The organism is Chitinophaga sp. (assembly GCF_019236475.1).
Lineage (GTDB): Bacteria > Bacteroidota > Bacteroidia > Chitinophagales > Chitinophagaceae > Chitinophaga.
On the sequence record NZ_JAFAIX010000012.1, the window covers coordinates 1148536 to 1169369 of the forward strand.

The following is a 20834-nucleotide window of genomic DNA, read 5'->3' on the forward strand; positions in this document are numbered from 1 at the left end:
TTGTATCGATAATCCGGTACAATGCTTACTCATTTATAAACGTATTATTTATAAGCCGCTCTTGTTTTAGCATCCCTGATATAGGTGTCAATCAGATCAAAAAGGGTATGTTTCTTTTCTTCTTCGAGTAGTTCAATCTCCTCCAATCTTTTAAGTGTCTTTTTATCGAAATGGGCATTAATACCTTCTCCTACCAGGTAGTCCAGGCTTACTTCCAGGGCGTCAGCAATTTTTTTAGCTGCATCAATAGACGGCAATGCTTCGCCACGTTCATATTTACCAATCATTACACGGGATACATCACTTTTATCAGCCAGGTCAGTCTGTGACCAGCCTTTCTGGTCTCTCAAATCGGCTATAATCTTACCAATGTTCATATCTGAAAGGATAAAAAATATTATAATAATTACGGGTTAAAGCAAAAATAAGTAACTAAAAGGGAAAAATAAATCTGATAGGAAGTTGTTAAAATGAAATAATTGGATACATTACCTCTAGTTCCAATTCCTGTACCGCCTAAAAAGAAGGATGAGTTTAATTTGGAGGAACTGAGAAAGCAAATAGATAATATGCCTAAGAGAGCTCCTTCTACTGGTTATCGTGGGGAAGCAATTGAAAAGTTGGCGGAGAAATTATTTAATATAAAAATTCCACCTTTGTTTAGCCCGACTCCAGCTCCAGTTCCGGCTCCTATTCCATAAATTAAAAATTGAAATGACAATAGGAATAAAAGAAACTTTACATCGTTTTGATACCTTTTTGAAAACAGAATGCACTTATGTGTATGATTACTATGATGCTCCTTTGTCTGATGATATGATTTTAGAGATGCTTGGAGAATTGGAGATATCCGATAATAATTTTTTTAGTTTGTATAGCTGGAAAAATGGCATTTCAGTAGAAAAGTTAGATTATTCAGTGGATTTATCTATTCTGCCCTGGGGTAACTTATTAAGTTTAAAAGATGCTTTGGATGTCGAAATTGATAATAGGGGAAATAATTACTGGAAATTCAGTCTTAAACCCATTTTTGCAAACTTTGAAGGCGAACATTATTTAGTTGAAACAGAAGAAACCTCTGAGTTTTATGGGGTGATATACTTTTATTCTCCAAACTTGGCTTATGCAGTAAATCCTATACCCTATTTTGATAACTTAGAATCAATGCTGAGTTCTATAATGAGGTTTTTTGAAATGAAGGCACAATGGTATGATATTAAAAAAGAACGGCTTGTGTTTGATTTTGATAAATTAGATCAGATTAGGGAAGAATTAAATCCTAAAGTAAGTGGTAGTAAAGGATAGAGCGACAGAAAGATTTAGACTAAATAGTATAATGGCTAGGTCTTCCAACCTGGCCATTATACTATTTAAGTATTGTTTGCAATTTAGCTTTGGTAAGGAATGCAAGATCACGAGATGAAAATCAAGAGTGTTTGCGTAGCAGATGAAGCTGCGTTACTGGTGGAGTATGCGGGTAAAATCCTTGGCAGTGGCTCCACTATCCAGGAGGCGCTTATCCGCTATGGTCAGCGTGAAAGTTAAGCCTGGCGCCGGGGCATCTTTGCCCCGGTTCCTTTTATAGGAAAAACCCAACCTGGCGAAGTTCCCCGGATGAAGAAGAGTTTTTGTTTCAGTTGAAAATTGTATATGAAAAAAAATATAACTTGTTGACAGTTCTTTGATGGAAATTTTTGTAGCAGGCATCGTATGGATAACTGAATTATTTGGAGCTTTAGAGTTTGATATAGCTGATGATTAGCCAGAATTGCCTCTTTAAGTAAAAGTACTGATGATTTTATATCTTAACACAGTTAGAAAACATATCTCCAATGGTGATGCCAAAGCAGCAATAGATTGCTTAGAAACCTATTGCAATAATACTATTAACGATACAGAAGCAGCCTTCTGGTTGGCATTCTTATTTGTAAATACGCAAGTTTACACTGATGGATTTTTGTCCTCGATAAATTTGTTAAAGAATAGTTTACGAGTAGATCCTTTCGATGTCAAGTCCCTGTTACTGCTCTCCTATATTGAAAGTTGGTACACTGGTGGTATGGAAGAGGATTCGAATAAGTTATTGGAAAGTTATCTGGTGAGTAAAGAAAAGAATAATTATAAAAAGCACTTACTTCTGTTGAATGCGGACTATTATTTTGAACTTGATAAGACAATATATGTTTCTCTACTAAGAAAATCGATTAAAGAAGATCCTACTGCTGCTTATAATTATATTTATCTTGGAAGAGAACTTGCCGATAAGGAAATGTTTCAAAAAGGAATCAATAATATCAAAACTATTGTTACTCCTACTTCCTCGGAAACCTATGATCCATTGAACTTTGATAGTTTTATAGATGAAAATGTAAGAGGTGTCAGTATGACTTCTGTAAACTATGATAGCCTTATTGTGGAAATGAATAGTATGTGATTATTCTAATATTATCGTACAACTCTAATCGTAAGCTTATAAAAGATTAATAAAGATGATTAAAAATCAATGAATGTAGTTATCACTAAAGTAGAATATCCATATGTATCATTCATTAGTAACCATGGAGAAGGTATTGCATATACTACTGGTCAGAAATTTGAGCTAGGAGTGACGCATGGTGTTGAATTTGATCTATTGTCGGAGCTTAATATAGATGAGAATACAAAAGTAGTGACAAATCAGAAAGCAGGTTTTTATTGTGAAGATGATCGTACTTTAATTGTAGCATTGGTAGAAAGTATTGAGGAAGATGGTGCTATGTGGTTACGTATTGCCATAGATTGTATAATTGAGGCTTATGGAGTTGATGATACTATTAAAACAGGAGATAGACTGGAAATTAGAATGCCAAAAGATAAATTTAAAATGACCAGTATTGGGACTCTTTTTAAAAGCCGAACGTAAAAGTCAAGTAAAAAACTAGCATGGAATATATATTATTTCCTATATGGTTATTCTATTCAATTCTTATGTTTTGGAGTGGTTTCCGGTGGTCAGCATTATATAACCAGGGACTTCATAACAGCATGACCAAGAAGATATCATTGAAAGGGTTAAAAGAATGTCTTTTAGCAGCCAAGACACCGGATGATGTTGCGTATGTGAAAAGAACGAAAGTAATTTACTGCATAGCTTTGGTAGTGTTCTATAGTTCAATAATTTTGATATTGTGTCCCTTAATATATAAGTTATATCAGCATTCAGAATGATAAAGTCACTATTAATAACAGCGCTAGTTTTTGTAATAGGTATGCCGATTTTTACTCCCGATCGTACCATGCCTGCGACACCTACTGATAGCGGTAAAATTCAAGTTGATACCATAACAGGAGATTTTTTGTTTGAGTTGAATGTTGCTTACTCTTGCTACTCAAGATTTGACCAGATTGAGCAATTAGATGATATCATCATTTACGATTCGCTATTGCTTAAAAGGGACTTGCAAAGGCTCTATCGGAAAGGCATGTACGTAATTTTACCTGCTAAGAGAATTCAAGATTTTTTAAAGCAACCAGAAATTCGGAGTAGACGAAAAGATTCTTCTGTGTTTAACTTCCTGCGACCAACTTTTGTTAAAAAAAGGGCTGGCGATTCCCTCTTTTATGCATCAGCTACAAGTGATAGAACGGGCAGATTATTGTATAGGAAATTCCATGCTACATTAGTTTGTGCTAAAATCGGACCTGTTGAAACAATGATCCCTGATATGAGAAAGTATAAATGTTGCTATGCCAACAAAAAAGAACAAATTGATTCCTGGTATATTTTGGAAGTTATAAATGGTGAATGGTATTAAGGGTATAATTCAATGAGAAGACCTATTAGATCTCCTCATTGCCTCTACCCTACTCTGTCTGAAAGCCATACATCCTGTAAATTCGCTTACCTTCTGCGGATTTTATAAACTTAATGAAATCCTCTGCAGCCTTGGGATGTGGCGCTTTTTTCAATTGGCCAATCATATACGTAGCGCGGATATTTTCTTTTTCTGGAATTACAATCTCTTCCACTGGATGTCCCAGCATATTTTGATAGATTACTTCCGAAGACCATACAGGGGCTACATCGCTCTCTTGGTATAAGATACGCAAGGGGCTCTCACGGTGATGAATCCGTGTCAGATAAGTAGAGCTATCTTTCGTTTTCGCCTGCATTACTGCTTGCAATAGCTCCTCCCCTCCTGCTTTTTTATAGGCAGTTTCGATCTGCCTGCCAATTCCTTCCCAGGCGGGATTCGGCATGCTGATGCGTATACCTTGCTGACGAAGATCAGTAAGTCCATGAATGTTTTTCGGGTTGCCTTTATATACCATCAAACTAAGTTGATTATAAGCATAGGCCGCTGTGGTAGACATGTACGGTGTCATCTCGGTCATGCGGGTTTTGCCTGCTGCATATACATCTGGTTGGGTGGTGATACGCAGATTTCCCATAGTAAGGCTCCCTTGTTTAATTTGATCCGCTAGAATGCCTGGTGGTAGCGTTTCTACAAAGATGCGCTGGTATTGTGGATATGCCTTTTTAAACGATGCCAGTAAGGAATCCAGGCACATAAACTGATTACCTGCAAAGAAGATGACCAATTGCGGATCAGTGATATCGCCGTAGAGGTCTGGTATGTTATCCACACCAGGAACGGTGAAGTTAACACCTGCGGCTGGTGGTTGATTCCAAGGAGGATCAAACTGATGATTTTGCTGCGCAGACACGTGTCTGGCTAGTAGTAGCGTGATCCCTGCTAATAGTATTCTTTTCATAATGCATGATTGATTACGGTTTAATAATGCTCCACCCTTCAGCAGCTCTGATAACCAGTTCTCCATTGGCAGAAGGCACATAGGCAATGAAATCGTATAGTTGCTCTTTTGGGATTTTCCTTTCCCGGAGAGTGTTTTCGCATTCCGCGACAATCACGCCTCTATTAATGAGCGCTACTAGTTTTTCTTCAAAGCCGGAAGTTTTGAGGTAAGCATCTGCCCCTTTGGAAAAGGCGATTAGCTCCACCTGTATTTTTCCTTTCAGCCTGGGATCATCCAGTAGGTTATTGATATTACGAATAGCTTTCTCGATTCTTTCTGGCGCGTTGGTGTCTAGCTGATAGATTGCCTTGTAGGTGTTTGCAGTAGCAACAGCGCCATGGAAAGATTTGTTGAGAGATAGTTTATCCTGGGCTTGGGAGATGCCAGCTAGTAAACAGCAGACTGTTATTATGCTGAGGAGCTTTTTCATGGTGTATTATTTTGATGAGAAGTTATATGGTCCGAATTGATGTTGTTCTTGAGAGATATCGTCTGCATAGGGCGGATATGGGCTATCCTTGGGTTTCTTCGTTAAATCTGGGTAGTCCTTTTCCTTATTGCTTTTTGCAGGTCTTGGTTGGCTGTTGATGTATGCTGCCACGTCCAAGGCTTCTTCATCAGAAAGTTGTGGATTATTGGCGGTGGCGCCGTAGGGCATATTACCTTTGATGAAGGCCGCAGCGGTGAGGAGTCGCGCCATACCAGCGCCATCGTTGTAACTATCAGGGCCCCAAAGTGGTGGATACAGATATCCGCCAGGTTTATTGTCGGGGGTACCTGGTAATCCTTGGCCATCTTTGCCGTGACAGCTCGCGCATTTAGCGGTGTATATTGTTTGTCCTTTTTGTGGACTAGCGGCTCTGTGAAGTGTATTTATCCGGGTGAAGCCGCGGCCGGTAAGAGTATCTCCGGGCTGGGTTCCCCGACTGATATGCTTGATGTAAGTCGCGATGGCACGTATCTCCCGGGAATTCGTATCTATCGCATTGCCATTCATACTACGTTCCAGACAACCGTTAATTCTTTCTTCGAGGGTTTCTATTTTATTTTCACGGCCTATATAAGCAGGGAATTTTCCCGTTAGGCCGATATATGGCGCGGCAAAGGGTTTGGTGCCAGCCTGTAGATGGCAGTTGGTGCAGGCGAGTTTGTTGCCTGTGATTTTCTTTTCCGTTTCAGGACCAATTAATGCATAGGTGTTGGTGACCAGTTGTTCTCCATAGGAGGCTAATCTCCCTTCTTGGGTGGTATCATAGGGGGGCGCCTGAAAATGGTCGATCTTGGGGCTTTCGGTATCGGCAACGGGTATACGTTGTTTGGTATTATACATCCAATATATCCCTCCGCAAAGTATTACCACCATCAAGGAAAGAATAATACAATAGGTTACCAGTTTGTTTATGCGTGAAATTTGGTCTGGATCAATATGCTTACTATCGCGTTCAGTGTTCATGGTCTCAAAAGTACTATGGGCCTACGTGGAATGAAAATTACAATCTATTATAGGTCATAACATAAAGTTATAACTGTTATAAAAATGCTGCATGTACGAAACGTTGCTGGTATGTATTATCGTCAAAAAAAAAGAAGGTACATGATATGAATGATGAGTGGTTTGTAATATTCCTTAAAGCGGGCATATTCTTTATGAATAAATGTTTGTCAAGTAGGCCATGGTAGAAGGATGTATGGTTTTTTTGTGGAGTTGTAAAAGTGCATACCACAATAGTGCTATTTAAAGTTTTTTCTTTAAAGAATGGAATTGAATGGTTATTTTTGCTTATGTAGATATCCTATATCTGTCGAAGATATTTAACGTTAGCCCGAAATAGGAGTGTTATTCTTTTATTCTGTGAGACCATATAAATTAATACTACTATGCCTATTATTCGCTCTGGAAGCGATTTTCGAGAAACGCAGCATTCCATTCATATCAATGAATTTGATATAGTGGGGATTTATATCAATCATCAGTCTTGGATGGGTATCCACTAAATCAAAGTTATCTAGTTCATTGTAATGTTCTCATGAAGAAAATTATCGCTCTATTTATCCCGCTATTGATAGCGAAGATCTCCTATGCCCAGAAAGTTTACCAGATACGAGCAGACAGTGTTCGGATTTATAATGTCTGTGATACGGCTGAATTGATTCTGGAAAACAGGACGCAAGGTGTGAATGGTTACTTGTATAACAAAGGGGCCGGCCGTACTGAGTTTAGGAAGATTCAATTAAAGAAGATTGGTACCTCTCAGATTGCGATTGTGGGGCAGGATACGTTGGATTTGAATACGCTTCCTGGTATTGGCGGAATAGATACCGCTTACAGGGAAGGAGATTATATTAAGTATCTGAAGAGAAGCAATCTGTATGCTATTTATGCGCCCTTGCCGGATTTTAAGGTAGTACCCAATGGTGCGGAAACTCCATTTTCAGATTTTAAGGGTGATGCTATAACTGGTTTCTTTGCGTATAACTCACCAGACATGCCGCCGATTTCAGATCAGGCTCAAATAAATCCAGGCACAGGAAAGCAATTCTATGTAGGGCATGCTGTAAAGTCGGCCGCCATAGGTTATCAGATGGCTGTTAACTGGGATGGAGAAACACTTGGTCCTAAAGGCGCGTTCTTAAGAATAAAGGATGATACTAACACTGCTGGATGGGGAGCTTGGAGGGAACTGTTGTTTAAGGATTATGCAGACAGTAAGTACGCATTGACAAATAGTAGTCAAGATGACTTGCATGCTGTATTGAGCAGGGGAAATCAGAGTACCAATAGAATGTTGATAAATGCTATTCGTGATCCGGGCCCTCCTACCATCTCATTGGCTGTTGGTGATTATGACAGCGGTATCAATTCAGAAAGGGATGGTATACTGACGCTGCGTGCAGATGGGTTTGAAGCAGCGAGATGGATGAAATCAGTATTTGCAGTGAGTGATACGCTGAAAGTGGCTGGTAATATAGCTTGGCATCAGGGTAATGATCAGCTCTTATTAAGAAATCGTGGTGAGTTTGACAATTCGGAACTTGATAATCTTGGCGGTTTGAATGGAACTGCACGAATTGCGTATCCTGATCACTTTTCGAGTTTGTTAAGCTTCTCTAATCAGGGGAGCACGGGTACTTTCCAATTATTAGCGGGTTATACTGGTTCACTTCAATTCCGTAGTAAAATAGATGAAAGAATTTGGTCGCAATGGAAAACTATTTGGCATGATCAAAATGATGGCGCTGGTTCAGGTCTGGATGCGGATCTGCTGGATGGTTATGAACAAAAAACAGAACCGGTAAATAATACCATTGTAAGAAGAGATAATGCTGGTAATATCAGCGCGCAATATTTTAACACCACTGCTGTTACCCAGCCAGGGTTTGATATTACCAAAGTATTTGCAAGTAATGATAACTATGTCCGTGCAGTAGATGCAACCAGTATTAGGAAGTTTATAGGCTTGCCGGATGCGGGGGAAACCTTGCAGAGTGTAACGACTCGTGGGAATACTACAGACAAAACTTTGGTGGCTCCTGGATTACAGTTATCTCCAAGTGTAACGCTTGTAGCACCTCCTATTAGTGAATCATATCTGAGTGTGAATACACCAAGTGGTTCTTTGTCTATAGGTTGTGCTAATCAGGGATGGGCACATTTCTTTACTAGTAACCCTCGTTTCTATTTTGATAAGGAAATAGCTGTCAATGGTGGATTCCGTATTTATTCTTCCAATACGGTTTTAGATGACAAATATCTGAACTTCAATGAGGGACACGGTAATGGTATTCGTTTCTGGAATGGTTCTAATGACTATAAAATATTTATGTCTGCCACCAATGCATCTGGATTTCCGATTCCGAGCATTAGCGCACAAGAGAGCGATTATAATATGTACTTCCGCATGAATGGTCTTAACCGTGGATTTGTTTTTGTGACGGGAGATAATCAACCTAAAGTGCAGATTGATGCTTCTGGGCTGACTTCAGGTGCGTGGCTACGTGTTAGAGGGGATAATGGGCTCTTTTTTGAAGATCATCATGGAGGGTTTCATATGATAGATGATTCCTGGATACGTACATATAATCATGTTTCATTTTTTGTTCCGAATGGATCTATTCTTAGAACTGACGGGGAATTACAAGTGGGTACGGATGGTTCAAAATTGAGAGTTCCAATGGGAGGAATTCCAACCATTGATGGCAACACTATTTTTCACGCTGGAAACTTACTGTATTCTGTAGCTGCAAATCCTGATAGGTTAGCCCAACGCGATGCCAGCGGAAACCTCTTCGCCAGCGGATTTTACCAATCTTCCAAAGCAAGCCTGAAGAAAAATATTGCTGATTTCAATGAAGCCGCGTTGCCGTTACTGAACAAAGTGCAGATCAAGCAATTTGTCTATAAAGACGATACAGCGGAAAACCTGCATTTTGGTATCATCGCAGATAGTACTGATTGGCATTTCTCTACCCGTAATCAGGATAAATTCGATACGAACAGTTCCCTTGCTATCACGATGAAAGCCGTGCAAGAATTGAGTGTTCAGAATAAAACGCTGGCGGAAGAAAATGAACAGTTGAAGAATCAGGTGGCTGAATTGCTGAAACGAATGGAAAACCTGGAAAAAAAGATTAGCAAAGATTAATTATAAAACCTGTATTCTTCTCATGAAGATAATTATCGCCCTATTTATTCCATTACTATTAGGAATAGCTACCTACGCTCAGAAAGTATATCAAATACGTGCCGACAGTGTTCGTATTTATAATGTCTGTGATACTGCTGAATTGATCCTAGAAAACAAGACACAAGGTGTGAATGGTTACCTGTATAACAAAGGTTCCGGCCGTACTGAATTTAGCAAAATACAATTAAGGAAGATTGGTACCTCGCAGATTGCGATTGTGGGTCAGGATACCTTGGATTTGAATACCCTGCCTGGTATTGGTGGTATTGATACTGCTTACAGGGAGGGAGATTATATTAAGTATCAGAAGAAAAGTAACCTCTACACTATTTATGCACCATTACCCGATTTTAGAGTAGTGCCCGATGGCCAGAATAATCCTTTTACAGATTACAAGGATAACGCTATGACAGGCTTTAGTGCTTACAATTCTCCGGATATGCCGACTGTTTCAGATCAGGCTCAGGTGAATCCAGGCACTGGAAAACTATTTTATACCGGTCATGCAGTGAGGTATGGCGCTACCGGATATCAAATGGCGGTGAATTGGGATGGTGAAACCTTTGGACCTAAAGGCGCTTTTTTAAGAATCAAGGATGATACGAACCTTGCTGGATGGGGAGCCTGGAGAGAATTGTTATTTAAAGATTATGGGGATAAAAAATACGCAAAGACAGACAGTACCTACACAAAACTGAATCTTTCTACTCCTGGTCAGGCGCAGGTTTCCTGGAATAACCTGATCAATGTACCCACGCTAAGTGTCGTAGAACAGGATAATTTGACTACCGTACTAACGCGAGGAAATGTCAGCAAACTGAAAATGTATGTGCATGCCGGGACTGACATGGCAGCTCCCACTATTTCACTGGGTATAGGAGGTAATAATAGCGGTATCAATGCAGAAAGTGGATTAGGTATACTAACACTGCGTTCTTATGGTAAGGAAATCGCCAGATGGAGGTACGATTCATTCACTGTGAGTACGGTCTTAAAAGTAAATGGGGATGTATATGCACCGAAATTCAATACCGCTGTTTCTTTGGAGACAAGTATGGTCCCTTCCAGGGTGTATGCCGGTACAGAGGATGGCTTTATCCGCCCAATGGATCAATATAGTATTAAAAAATTTCTCGGTATACCTCGTGATGGAGAAACCTTGGCAAGTGTTTGCAATCGTAACAACCTTACTAACAGAATACTGATTGCACAGGGACTTCAGCTTGACTCAACAAATGAAAATATAAGTATCACTAAATCCAATGATCTAATTCTAGCGATAAATAGTCCGTATGGTACTGTGAACATTGGCTGTAATACGCAAGCCAATGCTAGTTTTACTACCACTGCTAACGGATATTATTTCGATAAGGATTTATATGTACCAACTGCAATACGTGTTGGCGATTATGGTTATAATACAGTCCTGGATGGAAAAAATTTAAGCCTCGCTTCTGGAGATGGTAATGGTATTCGATTCTTGAATGGTAGTGACGAATCGAAAATTTTCGTGTCGTCATCAGCTACTTCTGGATATCCGATGTTGGGACCCTTCTCCAGTGATGTTAATATGTACTTCCGTATGAACAGGGATAACCGCGGATTTGTGTTCGTAACTGGAGATAATAACCCAGCAGTTCAGATTGATGCCCAGGGGATGTATGTTGCACAAGCGCTCCGTTTGATGGGGACTGGTGGTTTAATCTTCCAGAAATATGGAGGTGGATTCGAAATGCCCGATAATTCATGGGTACGTGTATATGGCGGGAAAAATTTCACTACAGCTACAGGCATACTCCGCACTGAAAGTGAGTTGCAAGTAGGCGTGAATGGAACAAAATTGAAAGTACCGGCAACAGGTATTCCTACGATAGATGGTAAGACTATTTTCCATGCTGGAAACTTGCAGTATTCTTCAGATGTATACCCTAATTACCTCGCACAGCGCGATGCCAGCGGTAGCCTCTTTGCCAGCGGCTTTTACCAATCCTCCAAAGCAAGCCTGAAGAAAAATATCGCTGATTTCAATGAAGCCGCATTACCATTACTGAACAAAGTGCAGATCAAACAATTTGTCTATAAAGATGATAAAGATGAAAACCTGCATTTCGGTATCATCGCGGATAATACGGACTGGCACTTCTCTACACGTAATCAGGATAAATTCGATACCAACAGTTCCTTGGCTATTACTATGAAAGCCGTGCAGGAATTGAGTGAGGAAAATACAGTGCTTAAAAAACAGGTAGCTGCATTACAGCAAAACGAGGAAGTAGAACAGTTGAAAAATGAAGTGTCTGAACTGCTGAAACGGGTGGAGAGTGTAGAGAAAATGATAAAGAAGGATTAATTAATAAAACTGAATTCTTCCCATGAAGAAAATTATTGCGCTATTTATCCCACTGTTGATAGGAACTATCTCCTATGCCCAAAAGGTATATCCGATTCGTGCAGATAGTGTTCGTATTTATAATGTCTGTGATACGGCTGAATTGATCCTGGAAAACAGGACACAAGGTGTGAATGGTTACCTGTATAACAAAGGGGCCGGCCATACTGAATTTAGGAAAATACAATTAAAGAAAGTGGGTGCCTCACAGATTGCGATTGTGGGGCAGGATACCTTGGATTTGAATACGCTTCCTGGTATTGGCGGAATAGATACCGCTTACAGGGAAGGAGATTATATCAAGTATCTGAAGAGGAATAATCTGTATGCTATTTATGCACCGTTGCCGGATTTTAAGGTGGTGCCTAATGGCTCGGAAACGCCTTTTGCAGACTATAAAAGTAGTGCTGTGACTGGTTTTAGCGCCTATGATTCACCAGATATGCCAGTAGTTTCAGATCAAGCACCAGTTAATGTTGGTCCAGACAAGAAATATTATGTGGGGCATGTGGTAAAATATGGGGATGTAGGTTATCAAATGGCAGTGAACTGGGATGGCGAAACATTTGGTCCTAAAGGAGCATTCCTAAGAATAAAGGATGATACAAACCTTGCTGGATGGGGGGCTTGGAGAGAACTGTTGTTTAAAGATTATGGGGATAAAAAATATGCAAATACAGACAGTACTTACACGAAACGGAACCTTTCTACCCCCGGTCAGGCGCAGGTTTCCTGGAATAACTTGATCAATGTATCCCCGTTGCCTGCCCTAGAGACGGATAATTTGACTACCGTACTAACGAGAGGGAATGTCAGCAAACAAATAATGTATGTGGATGCCGGGGATGACCAGGCAGCCCCCACTGTTTCACTGGCCATAGGAGGTCATGATAGCGGTATCAATGCAGAAGATAATGGCATCCTGTCGATGCGCTCTCTGGGTAAGGAAATAGCCAGATGGAGCAACGATTCATTCACCGTGAATTCGATCTTCAAAGTAAATGGTTATGTATTAGCACCGAAATTCAATACCAGTGCTCCTTTAGAGACAAATATAAAACCTACCAGGGTGTATGCTGATTATGGGGAGGGCACTCTCCGCGCAATGGATACAATGAGTATTAGAAATTTTCTTGGCATCTCTATCAGAGGTGAAAACTTGTCTGATGTTATCTGGCGTGGAAGCGTCACTGACAAAATGCTGATTGCTCCTGGACTCCAGTTTTATGGCACAATGAATGGAATAACAAGTATCGATAAATCCAAGGAAGGTCCAGTACTGGCTATAAATAGTCAATATGGTACTATGAACATTGGTTGTAATACGCAAGACTCTGCTAAATTTACAACCACTGTCAACGGATATTATTTCGATAAGGGTTTAAATGTACCAGGTGCACTACATATTGGTGATAAGGCAGGCCTGGATGGGAAAAATTTAAACCTCACTGTTGGAGATAATAATGGTATTCATTTCTGGAATGGTAGTGACGAATGGAAACTTATCATGTCGTCATCAGCAGCTTCCGGATATCCCATGCTGAGTCCTTTCTCCAGTGATTATAATATGTACTTCCGTATGAACAGGAATAACCGAGGATTTGTGTTCGTAACTGGTGATAATAACCCAGCAGTTCAGATGGATGTCGTGGGGATGTATGTTGGGCAAACGCTCCGTTTGATGGGGACTGGTGGCTTAATCTTCCAGAAATATGGAGGTGGATTCGAAATGCTCGATAGTGCCTGGATACGTGTGTCTGGCGGGAAAAATTTCAATACAGTTGCGGGCATACTCCGAACTGAAAATGAGTTGCAAGTTGGCGTGAATGGGACGAAATTGAAAGTACCAGCAACAGGTATACCAACGATAGATGGTAAAGCTATTTTCCACGCTGGAAACTTCCTGTATTCATCAGATGTATCCCCTAATTATATCGCACGGCGCGATGCCAGCGGTAGCCTCTTCGCCAGCGGCTTTTACCAATCCTCCAAAGCAAGCCTGAAGAAAAATATCACTGATTTCAATGAAACAGCATTACCGTTGCTGAACAAAGTGCAGATCAAGCAATTTGTCTATAAAAATGATACAACAGAGAACTTGCATTTCGGTATCATCGCGGATAATACGGACTGGCACTTCTCTACACGTAATCAGGATAAATTCGATACGAACAGTTCCCTTGCTATTACTATGAAAGCCGTGCAGGAATTGAGTGAGGAAAATGCAGCGCTTAGAAAACAGATAGCTGAATTACAAAAAAAGCAGGAAGTAGAACAGTTGAGAAATAAAGTGTCTGAACTGCTGAAACGCTTGGAGAGTCTGAAGAAAATGATAAAAGAGGATTAATTAATAAAACTGAATTCTTCCCATGAAGAAACTTATTTCGCTATTTATCCCACTATTGATAGGAACAATTTCCTACGCCCAAAAAGTATATCAGATTCGTGCGGACAGTGTTCGGATTTACAATGTATGTGATACCGCTGAATTGATCCTGGAAAACAGGACGCAAGGTGTAAATGGTTACCTATATAATAAAGGTGCCGGACGTACTGAGTTTAGGAAAATACAATTAAAGAAGATTGGTACCTCGCAGATTGCAATTGTGGGGCAGGATACCTTGGATTTGAGTACCCTGCCAGGTATTGGTGGTATTGATTCACTTAGATATGAATCATCAACTGGTATATTTTACGCACATAAAAGCGCCGGCGGCGAAATTGCAATTCCCACAGGTTTGGTTGATGACATGGCAGCCCGTTATACCAAGAAACAGACAGATATGGGTTTTATTCAGGCCTCACCAAGTTCACCTCAATCTGCTGGGTTCTCCCTATCAGGTGTAGGAACGTTTTATAATTCTTCCTCCACATTTGATCCAGTAAATAATTCGAGCATAATGGTTCAGAATAATTCAAGTATATATACTGGTGGTGCATCCATTGCATTTCGGGCAGCTAATTATCGGGCCACATCTTGGATCGCAGCCCAGACAGGTGGAGTAGGTCCTGGGAGGATAAGTTCGCTTAACTTTGGTAATGATGGTTATACATTGATGTCACTATGGGGATTTACTAACGCTAATACTATGCTGACAGTTAATGGACAAATATTAGCAAATGGCCCATTAACGGTACGTGGCTCCATATCAGGCAATAGTCTTGACGTAGCGGACATTAGATCCAATGGATTACAAAGTGGTCTTACACTGGCTGATCGGTATTTTGCAGGAGTTGATCCTACGGGATCTAATACTAATAGGTGGAGTATTGTGGCAGACACTGAACGGTTATCATTTTTGAATAATAACATTCGCCGCAATGCAACTAATAAGGCGGCCCTCTCAATAGCACCCAGTAACTCAATAGCTTCAATATACAATGTTGGGATCAATGTTCTCGATCCACAATCCACATTGGATGTAAGAGGAGAAGATATGCGATTACGCGGAGCTGGTAGTAATTCTTCCCTATTAGTAAAAATGGATGCATTTAGTAATGGTGCTAGTATTCAGTCATTAGATAGTAATGGTGTTGAATCACGGAGTTTATACCTCAATCCTGCCGGAGGGGATGTAGTGGCTGGAGACCAAATTATTGCAAAAGGATTGTCTTTTAAAACTGCTACAGGATCTACCTCAAAGCTGAGCCTTACTGCAGCAACTAATGGAGATGCTGTGAGTGTAAATTCCGAATTTGGTTCCGTTACGATGGGCTGCCATAACAATGGATGGGCACATTTTGAAACAACCAATCCCAGATTCTATTTTGATAAAGAAGTAGCTATAAAAGGGATATTACGCATTTATGATAGTAATACTACCATCGAAAGGAATTATGTGAATATACATGCAGGTGAAGGCAATGGCCTCCGTTTCTGGGATGGAAGTGATGACTCTAAAATAGTTTTATCCTCGCCCGCAGCATCTGGTTATACTAGCCCTAGTCAGTATACCAGTGACCTCAATATGTATTTTATTATGAAAGGGCTGAACCGTGGTTTTATTTTTGTGACTGGTGATAACCAACCTAAAGTTCAGATTGATAAATTTGGACTGACTTCTAGCGACTGGTTGCGGGTAAGAGGTGACCATGGGCTCTATTTTGAAGACTTCGGAGGTGGTTTCTACATGACAGATAACGAATGGATTCGTACCTATAACGGAAAATCGTTCTTGGTGCAAGGTGGTACTCTCAGAGCTGATGGTGAATTTCATGTGGGCCAGAATGGTTATACAATGAGAGTTCCTAACAACGGCGATCCGACTATTAAAAACAATGTAATTTATCACGCTGGGAATTTACTATTTTCTACCTCTGCCACTCCCAATTATTTAGCCCAGCGCGATGCCAGCGGCAGCCTCTTCGCCAGCGGCTTTTACCAATCCTCCAAAGCAAGCATGAAGAAAAATATCGCTGATTTCAACGAAGCGGCGCTACCGTTGCTGAATAAAGTGCAGATCAAACAATTTGTCTATAAGGATGATAAAGCAGAAAACTTGCATTTCGGTATCATCGCGGATAGTACTGACTGGCATTTCGCTACGCGTAATCAAGATAAATTCGATACCAACAGTTCCTTGGCCATCACGATGAAAGCAGTACAAGAATTGAGTGAGCAGAATAAAACAATTGTAGCAGAAAATGCTGCGCTGAAAGATCAAAATGAAGTGCTGAAAAGCCAGATGGTGGAGTTGCTGAAACGCTTGGAGAATCTGGAGAAAAAAGTGAACAAGGATTAATGATTAGAACTGAATTTATTTATATGAAGAAGATATCCATACTTATAATTTGTCTTTTTACTAGTTGCCTATCATTTGCACAACTGCCAGGTGGTGCTGTCAGTCTTTTGAAGGATGTTTATATCTATTCAACTACCAATTCTCTACTGTATCGTTTAACAACGAACAACTATCTGGTGACGCATAACGAAATTCGACAGAAAATATCACAAGGGTATTTTACAGCATTGAATCTGAATGCTATCCCCGCTGATAACAACTGCATCACAGCAACAAATGCCAAGTTGTGGATAAGTATTGATGCGACGAAATTACCTACAAATGGAAGACTACCTGTATGGCAGGAATTAGTTCCTAAGGCTTCCTGTACAGGAGATTTACAAAAAATGATTAACGGCGTTTGTGAAACCGCAGTGTGGAGATGTTATGATCAGGAATTGGACCATGTTGACCCTCCATCACCTCCTAACAGACCTTTTTCGCTCTATTGGTATCGTGTTTACTCGGACTATGTATGGAGTGATGGAACACGCGCTTATCGATCAACAATGGAGGTTACTATGGATGCATGCTTTTAATGCATGTTAGTGTTCTCTTTCTGAATTATAAGTAGGAGACTTTAGCCAGAAAATGGCGGGAAAAATTGAATCAGCTATAATTCTGAAATTTCTTATTTTCAGATTAAAAATGAAATTTATCCCGCCATTGCTGTCTTTACTTCTGTTGGCCTGTAACAGTACAGAACATACGCCCATCCTTACAGATTCAGTTTCTGTTAGTCGTTCGAGGGATGCTATGATAGATGAGCAGGAAAATGAAAAAGCATATGGACTGGATGATTTTGATCATTACGTTTATGGCACATATGGATACGATTCTACCCGATTTACGTTAATCCCCACCAAATCCACCATCACCAATCAATCTGATGAGGACGATCGCCTCCAGAATACCGCTGAATTTATAAACAAAGATTATCAACTGAAGTATATTTGGACTGGTACAGAAAATGGTGACTCCTCCACTTCGCAACTATTTGTCAATAATAAACCCGTACAATTCTTTGATCCACAAACAAATAAGGAAGGAGACCTTCCCGGAGATCTGGATTTTGTAGAAGGAACGCAACTAGGGTTATATACCTGGCCCTCCAAAAAATATTTACTCATAGTAGGACAGGCACATGGGGCGCAAAGCTGGTACAGAGGAATCCTATATGGTATATTGGTGAACGTTTCAGTTGATCCTATGAGGGCTTATCTGCTCGGTACTTATGAAGATCCTGGGGACTTTTACCTGAAATTAAATACCAATCAACAATTGACTTATATTTCTTGTATGCCGGATTTCGGTGAAAGAGGTGCTGTTGATAGCTTGTATCCGCATCTGCATATCATTGAAAAATAATAGGGAGACAGAGCTGGCTGTCTCCCTATTAACTATTTTATAATTCGAGCCAAACCACTCGCATATTGCTTCTTCTCCCATTAGTGATTTTTAATGTCGCCATGGTATTGGTGGATGGATTATAATCATAAGTGTTAAACTGCATCAGCGCCTGAGAGCCAGAGTTTCCAGTAGATGGGATTACCGGATTTACTTGCAGGACACCCCCACTTTTATCTCCAATCTCTGCATAATAAGCGTTGAAATCGCTCACTTTTTTAGTGGAGTTTGGCAGTTTCCCCGCCTGTATCCGTTCTGGATTTTCTTTGAGATCATTGATGAACAGATAATTTTTTTTGTTGGCAGCTACGTATATCGGTAATGTATAAACGTATCCTTTTCCCAGCTCTTGTCCATATTCTCTGTTAATGCGGCCAGACATGGGTTTAGCCGCCTCAAAGAATAACCGGCGATACATAGGATAAATACTACTGGACGTTTCTTTTCCGTTTGCATCCATTTGGAGTACCACCAGGTGGCTAAGCTTGGCGCCAGGAAACAGAAGCTGGTCAACTGCACCGTTTGAAATTTCATATTCGCGGTCGGATAGCCATGCGGTCATCTGACCATCCGGATGAACCATGAAATCTTCTACTGTTCCGGAGAAATTATCTGCTGTTTTGAATCCATTTTTAAATGCCTCATTCGCTCTGTCAGTCGTCAATTCCATCTGTTTGCTATCATCCAGGTTTTCCGGATTGACTACCGCCATTCCATACTTGTACTGTTTTTTTGAGTTAAGTATAGTGGCCATGATGAACAGTTTTTTACTAACGGGATTATACTGCATCATGAAACCTGCCACATTCAAATCCTGAAAGAAGGGTAATTTTTTTGCCGTCAGCTTGCCATTAATGATACATCTCAGTACAAAGCTGCTTCCTTTGTCATCCATGAAACTGGCTATTCTCGAAAGTATAGCGAAGTTATTACCTCCCAGGTGACATAGTTGTCGGTTATCATCATCAAACAGGGGATGTTTGTTGCCAAAACCTTGTTGCATAGAAGGGTTGTCGTATTCCTGATTGGACACTAACTTATTGTCGCTGGAATAGGTACTAACCCAAACTTTTTCATCGGGCCAGTAGCTGCAAATCGCATATCCTTCTCTGTTATTAATACCTATGATATTTTGGTATTTGCTATAATACTTGATTCTATCTCTTTTGAAGCTTCCATCCTTGCCATTGAATGTGGTTCGGTCTTGTTCTTCTTTGGTGGCGGGAGTTATTAGTATCAGGTTATCCTTTACTCTCACTAACTTATTGCTATAGTAAGGTGGGGTTTTGTCTCCGAAATCGTCTCCATTTAAGGTTTTTTCCACTTTCAGATTATGCTGCGGATCATAATACTTGTAAAGAATTTTCTTTTTAAAGAAATGTAGATAAATGGTACTGCCATTATCCATAGTGTAAATGGTTGGAATACCTTCGGTTTCCTCATCAAAGGTGCTGCTGCTTTCTGCAATTTGTTTTACCTGGGAATGTACTCCTGTAGCTAAAAGTAGACTTGTTGACAGCAGTAATATTTTACTGGCTTTCATAGGCGTATACTGATTTAATGCAAAATTACTGCTGTTAAGAAAACATGCGATCGTGACTTTTATCTCGATAAGTTTATCTCCGCCCAAGCATAAAAAAGGACACCAGGACAAAGGCCCTGGTGTCTCCCTAAATAATACAAAATAGTTTATAACGCTTTGATAAAAGTCAGATATGTGGGGAAGTGATCGCTGAAACCACCTGCGTAATTATCAAAATCGTAGGTGCGTTTAGGATAGCCTTTATATTTTCCGGATGACTGGATCATATCATCTCTTTTGAAAATATTTGCTCTATAAAAGCGGAACTGATCGTCTTTCTTTGCCAGCAAGGCCTGTGAAATCATGATCTGATCAAAGAGTGCCCATGCATCTTGGTAGGCCAGGGTACCGATACCTTTGTTGTAGAAAGATACCCACGGGTTGAAGAGCTCACCCGCTTTCAGTTTATCCTGGTTACCTCCTGCTTTCAATACTTTGGTAATGCTCTCGTTTGTAGGGTTATCATTCAGATCGCCCATTACAACGATGCTGGCATCTGGTTCTGATTGGGAAATAGAATCAATCATTTGGCGACAAACCTGTGCCGCTGCAGCCCTATTAGGCGCACTTGCAGCTTCTCCTCCCAGACGGCTTGGCCAGTGGTTTACAAAAATATGGAAGGTCTGACCATCCAGCGATCCTTTTACCCAGAGAACATCGCGGGTTTTATGACGGTATCCATTGGCATCTGCTGGAAGATCTACCCGCAGCGGACGACTATCTATTACCGTGAAATGTGTAGGATTATATAATAAACCAACATCTACGCCACGAGCATCTGGAGAATCATAATGTACAATTTTATAATTTCTGGATTTCAGATTTGGGTGATTCGTAAGGTCTTCTAACACGCCACGGTTCTCGATTTCAGAAACACCCAGGATGGTGAGTCCTTCTGGAGAAATGGCGGTACCAATGTCTTTGATAACAGAAGATAGGTTATTCAGTTTGTCCAGATAAACTGCTCCTGTATATCTTTTTTTCCCTTCTGGAAGAAATTCGTAGTCGTTCACTCCTTGCTGGTGCACCGTATCGTAGAAGTTCTCCAGGTTATAGAACCCGATATTCACCACCTTGTACTGTTTGTTTTGGGCAAAGGCGCCGCAACAGAAGGCCAGCAGGAAACCTAAAAAGAAGAATTTTTTTCTTTGCATGTACTTAATATAGAATAAGGTATCGGTATAATGGTCGCA

At 40.4% G+C, this 20834-nt stretch carries 18 protein-coding genes; 12 read left to right on the forward strand and 6 right to left on the reverse strand.

What is annotated here, in order from left to right; genetic code table 11:
* Window positions 1-44: 44 nt before the first annotated feature.
* Window positions 45-377 (reverse strand): helix-turn-helix transcriptional regulator, encoded by a 333-nt coding sequence (locus JO154_RS20940; RefSeq protein WP_291949155.1) that lies wholly within the window; start codon window positions 375-377, stop codon window positions 45-47.
* Window positions 378-479: 102 nt separating this feature from the next.
* Between JO154_RS20940 and JO154_RS20945 the strand changes: the two genes are divergently transcribed.
* The 6 genes from JO154_RS20945 (at window position 480) to JO154_RS20970 (ending at window position 3794) form a co-directional block, all read left to right on the forward strand.
* A complete protein-coding gene (locus JO154_RS20945; protein WP_291949157.1) occupies window positions 480-701 on the forward strand; it encodes a hypothetical protein in 222 nt (73 codons plus the stop codon).
* Between the two features lie 13 nt (window positions 702-714).
* Window positions 715-1305, forward strand: coding sequence for a hypothetical protein (locus JO154_RS20950; RefSeq protein ID WP_291949158.1), 591 nt, complete (start codon window positions 715-717; stop codon window positions 1303-1305).
* Window positions 1306-1404: 99 nt separating this feature from the next.
* Complete coding sequence (locus JO154_RS20955) at window positions 1405-1545, forward strand: hypothetical protein (protein ID WP_291949159.1); 141 nt, start codon at window positions 1405-1407, stop codon at window positions 1543-1545.
* Window positions 1546-1792: 247 nt separating this feature from the next.
* Window positions 1793-2434, forward strand: a complete 642-nt coding sequence (locus JO154_RS20960; RefSeq protein ID WP_291949160.1) for a hypothetical protein — start codon at window positions 1793-1795, stop codon at window positions 2432-2434.
* A 69-nt stretch (window positions 2435-2503) separates the two neighbouring features.
* On the forward strand, window positions 2504-2902 hold the full coding sequence (locus JO154_RS20965) for a hypothetical protein (protein WP_291949162.1): 399 nt from the start codon (window positions 2504-2506) through the stop codon (window positions 2900-2902).
* A 301-nt stretch (window positions 2903-3203) separates the two neighbouring features.
* Window positions 3204-3794 carry a hypothetical protein gene (locus JO154_RS20970; RefSeq protein WP_291949164.1) on the forward strand — a complete coding sequence of 197 codons (591 nt, stop codon included), beginning with the start codon at window positions 3204-3206 and terminating at the stop codon, window positions 3792-3794.
* Between the two features lie 49 nt (window positions 3795-3843).
* Here the strand turns inward: JO154_RS20970 and JO154_RS20975 are convergent, their stop codons facing one another.
* From JO154_RS20975 to JO154_RS20985, 3 genes are read right to left on the reverse strand one after another with little or no spacing between them, the layout of a single operon-like run.
* On the reverse strand, window positions 3844-4755 hold the full coding sequence (locus JO154_RS20975; protein WP_291949166.1) for a substrate-binding domain-containing protein: 912 nt from the start codon (window positions 4753-4755) through the stop codon (window positions 3844-3846).
* A 13-nt stretch (window positions 4756-4768) separates the two neighbouring features.
* A complete protein-coding gene (locus JO154_RS20980; protein ID WP_291949168.1) occupies window positions 4769-5227 on the reverse strand; it encodes a DsrE family protein in 459 nt (152 codons plus the stop codon).
* Between the two features lie 6 nt (window positions 5228-5233).
* Window positions 5234-6250: a c-type cytochrome gene (locus tag JO154_RS20985; RefSeq protein ID WP_291949170.1), complete on the reverse strand. Its 1017-nt coding sequence runs from the start codon at window positions 6248-6250 to the stop codon at window positions 5234-5236.
* Window positions 6251-6824: 574 nt separating this feature from the next.
* On the opposite strand from JO154_RS20985, the gene JO154_RS20990 reads away from it, so the two are divergent.
* The 6 genes from JO154_RS20990 to JO154_RS21015 all read left to right on the forward strand — a co-directional run bounded on the left by JO154_RS20990 (window position 6825) and on the right by JO154_RS21015 (window position 18020).
* Window positions 6825-9440, forward strand: coding sequence for a tail fiber domain-containing protein (locus tag JO154_RS20990; protein ID WP_291949172.1), 2616 nt, complete (start codon window positions 6825-6827; stop codon window positions 9438-9440).
* Window positions 9441-9462: 22 nt separating this feature from the next.
* The gene (locus JO154_RS20995) at window positions 9463-11832 is read left to right on the forward strand and encodes a tail fiber domain-containing protein (protein WP_291949175.1); all 2370 of its coding nucleotides are present in this window, start codon (window positions 9463-9465) and stop codon (window positions 11830-11832) included.
* Window positions 11833-11854: 22 nt separating this feature from the next.
* Window positions 11855-14218 carry a tail fiber domain-containing protein gene (locus JO154_RS21000; protein WP_291949177.1) on the forward strand — a complete coding sequence of 788 codons (2364 nt, stop codon included), beginning with the start codon at window positions 11855-11857 and terminating at the stop codon, window positions 14216-14218.
* A 22-nt stretch (window positions 14219-14240) separates the two neighbouring features.
* Window positions 14241-16613, forward strand: a complete 2373-nt coding sequence (gene pilV, locus JO154_RS21005) for a shufflon system plasmid conjugative transfer pilus tip adhesin PilV (RefSeq protein WP_291949179.1) — start codon at window positions 14241-14243, stop codon at window positions 16611-16613.
* Window positions 16614-16636: 23 nt separating this feature from the next.
* Window positions 16637-17191: a hypothetical protein gene (locus JO154_RS21010; protein WP_291949181.1), complete on the forward strand. Its 555-nt coding sequence runs from the start codon at window positions 16637-16639 to the stop codon at window positions 17189-17191.
* Between the two features lie 109 nt (window positions 17192-17300).
* On the forward strand, window positions 17301-18020 hold the full coding sequence (locus JO154_RS21015; protein WP_291949183.1) for a hypothetical protein: 720 nt from the start codon (window positions 17301-17303) through the stop codon (window positions 18018-18020).
* Between the two features lie 37 nt (window positions 18021-18057).
* On the opposite strand, the gene JO154_RS21020 is transcribed toward JO154_RS21015, so the two are convergent.
* Together JO154_RS21020 and JO154_RS21025 are read right to left on the reverse strand one after the other, a co-directional pair.
* The gene (locus JO154_RS21020; protein ID WP_291949185.1) at window positions 18058-19602 is read right to left on the reverse strand and encodes a hypothetical protein; all 1545 of its coding nucleotides are present in this window, start codon (window positions 19600-19602) and stop codon (window positions 18058-18060) included.
* A gap of 146 nt (window positions 19603-19748) precedes the next feature.
* Entirely contained in the window at window positions 19749-20795 is a 1047-nt protein-coding gene (locus JO154_RS21025) for an endonuclease/exonuclease/phosphatase (protein WP_291949188.1), read from the reverse strand.
* Between the last annotated feature and the right edge of the window lie 39 nt (window positions 20796-20834).

Coding starts and splice junctions, on each gene's coding strand:
- JO154_RS20940 (WP_291949155.1), bottom strand. CDS start 377: ATGAACATTGGTAAGATTATAGCCGATTTGAGAGACCAGAAAGGCTGG.
- JO154_RS20950 (WP_291949158.1), top strand. CDS start 715: ATGACAATAGGAATAAAAGAAACTTTACATCGTTTTGATACCTTTTTG.
- JO154_RS20955 (WP_291949159.1), top strand. CDS start 1,405: ATGCAAGATCACGAGATGAAAATCAAGAGTGTTTGCGTAGCAGATGAA.
- JO154_RS20960 (WP_291949160.1), top strand. CDS start 1,793: ATGATTTTATATCTTAACACAGTTAGAAAACATATCTCCAATGGTGAT.
- JO154_RS20965 (WP_291949162.1), top strand. CDS start 2,504: ATGAATGTAGTTATCACTAAAGTAGAATATCCATATGTATCATTCATT.
- JO154_RS20970 (WP_291949164.1), top strand. CDS start 3,204: ATGATAAAGTCACTATTAATAACAGCGCTAGTTTTTGTAATAGGTATG.
- JO154_RS20975 (WP_291949166.1), bottom strand. CDS start 4,755: ATGAAAAGAATACTATTAGCAGGGATCACGCTACTACTAGCCAGACAC.
- JO154_RS20980 (WP_291949168.1), bottom strand. CDS start 5,227: ATGAAAAAGCTCCTCAGCATAATAACAGTCTGCTGTTTACTAGCTGGC.
- JO154_RS20985 (WP_291949170.1), bottom strand. CDS start 6,250: ATGAACACTGAACGCGATAGTAAGCATATTGATCCAGACCAAATTTCA.
- JO154_RS20990 (WP_291949172.1), top strand. CDS start 6,825: ATGAAGAAAATTATCGCTCTATTTATCCCGCTATTGATAGCGAAGATC.
- JO154_RS20995 (WP_291949175.1), top strand. CDS start 9,463: ATGAAGATAATTATCGCCCTATTTATTCCATTACTATTAGGAATAGCT.
- JO154_RS21000 (WP_291949177.1), top strand. CDS start 11,855: ATGAAGAAAATTATTGCGCTATTTATCCCACTGTTGATAGGAACTATC.
- pilV (WP_291949179.1), top strand. CDS start 14,241: ATGAAGAAACTTATTTCGCTATTTATCCCACTATTGATAGGAACAATT.
- JO154_RS21010 (WP_291949181.1), top strand. CDS start 16,637: ATGAAGAAGATATCCATACTTATAATTTGTCTTTTTACTAGTTGCCTA.
- JO154_RS21015 (WP_291949183.1), top strand. CDS start 17,301: ATGAAATTTATCCCGCCATTGCTGTCTTTACTTCTGTTGGCCTGTAAC.
- JO154_RS21020 (WP_291949185.1), bottom strand. CDS start 19,602: ATGAAAGCCAGTAAAATATTACTGCTGTCAACAAGTCTACTTTTAGCT.
- JO154_RS21025 (WP_291949188.1), bottom strand. CDS start 20,795: ATGCAAAGAAAAAAATTCTTCTTTTTAGGTTTCCTGCTGGCCTTCTGT.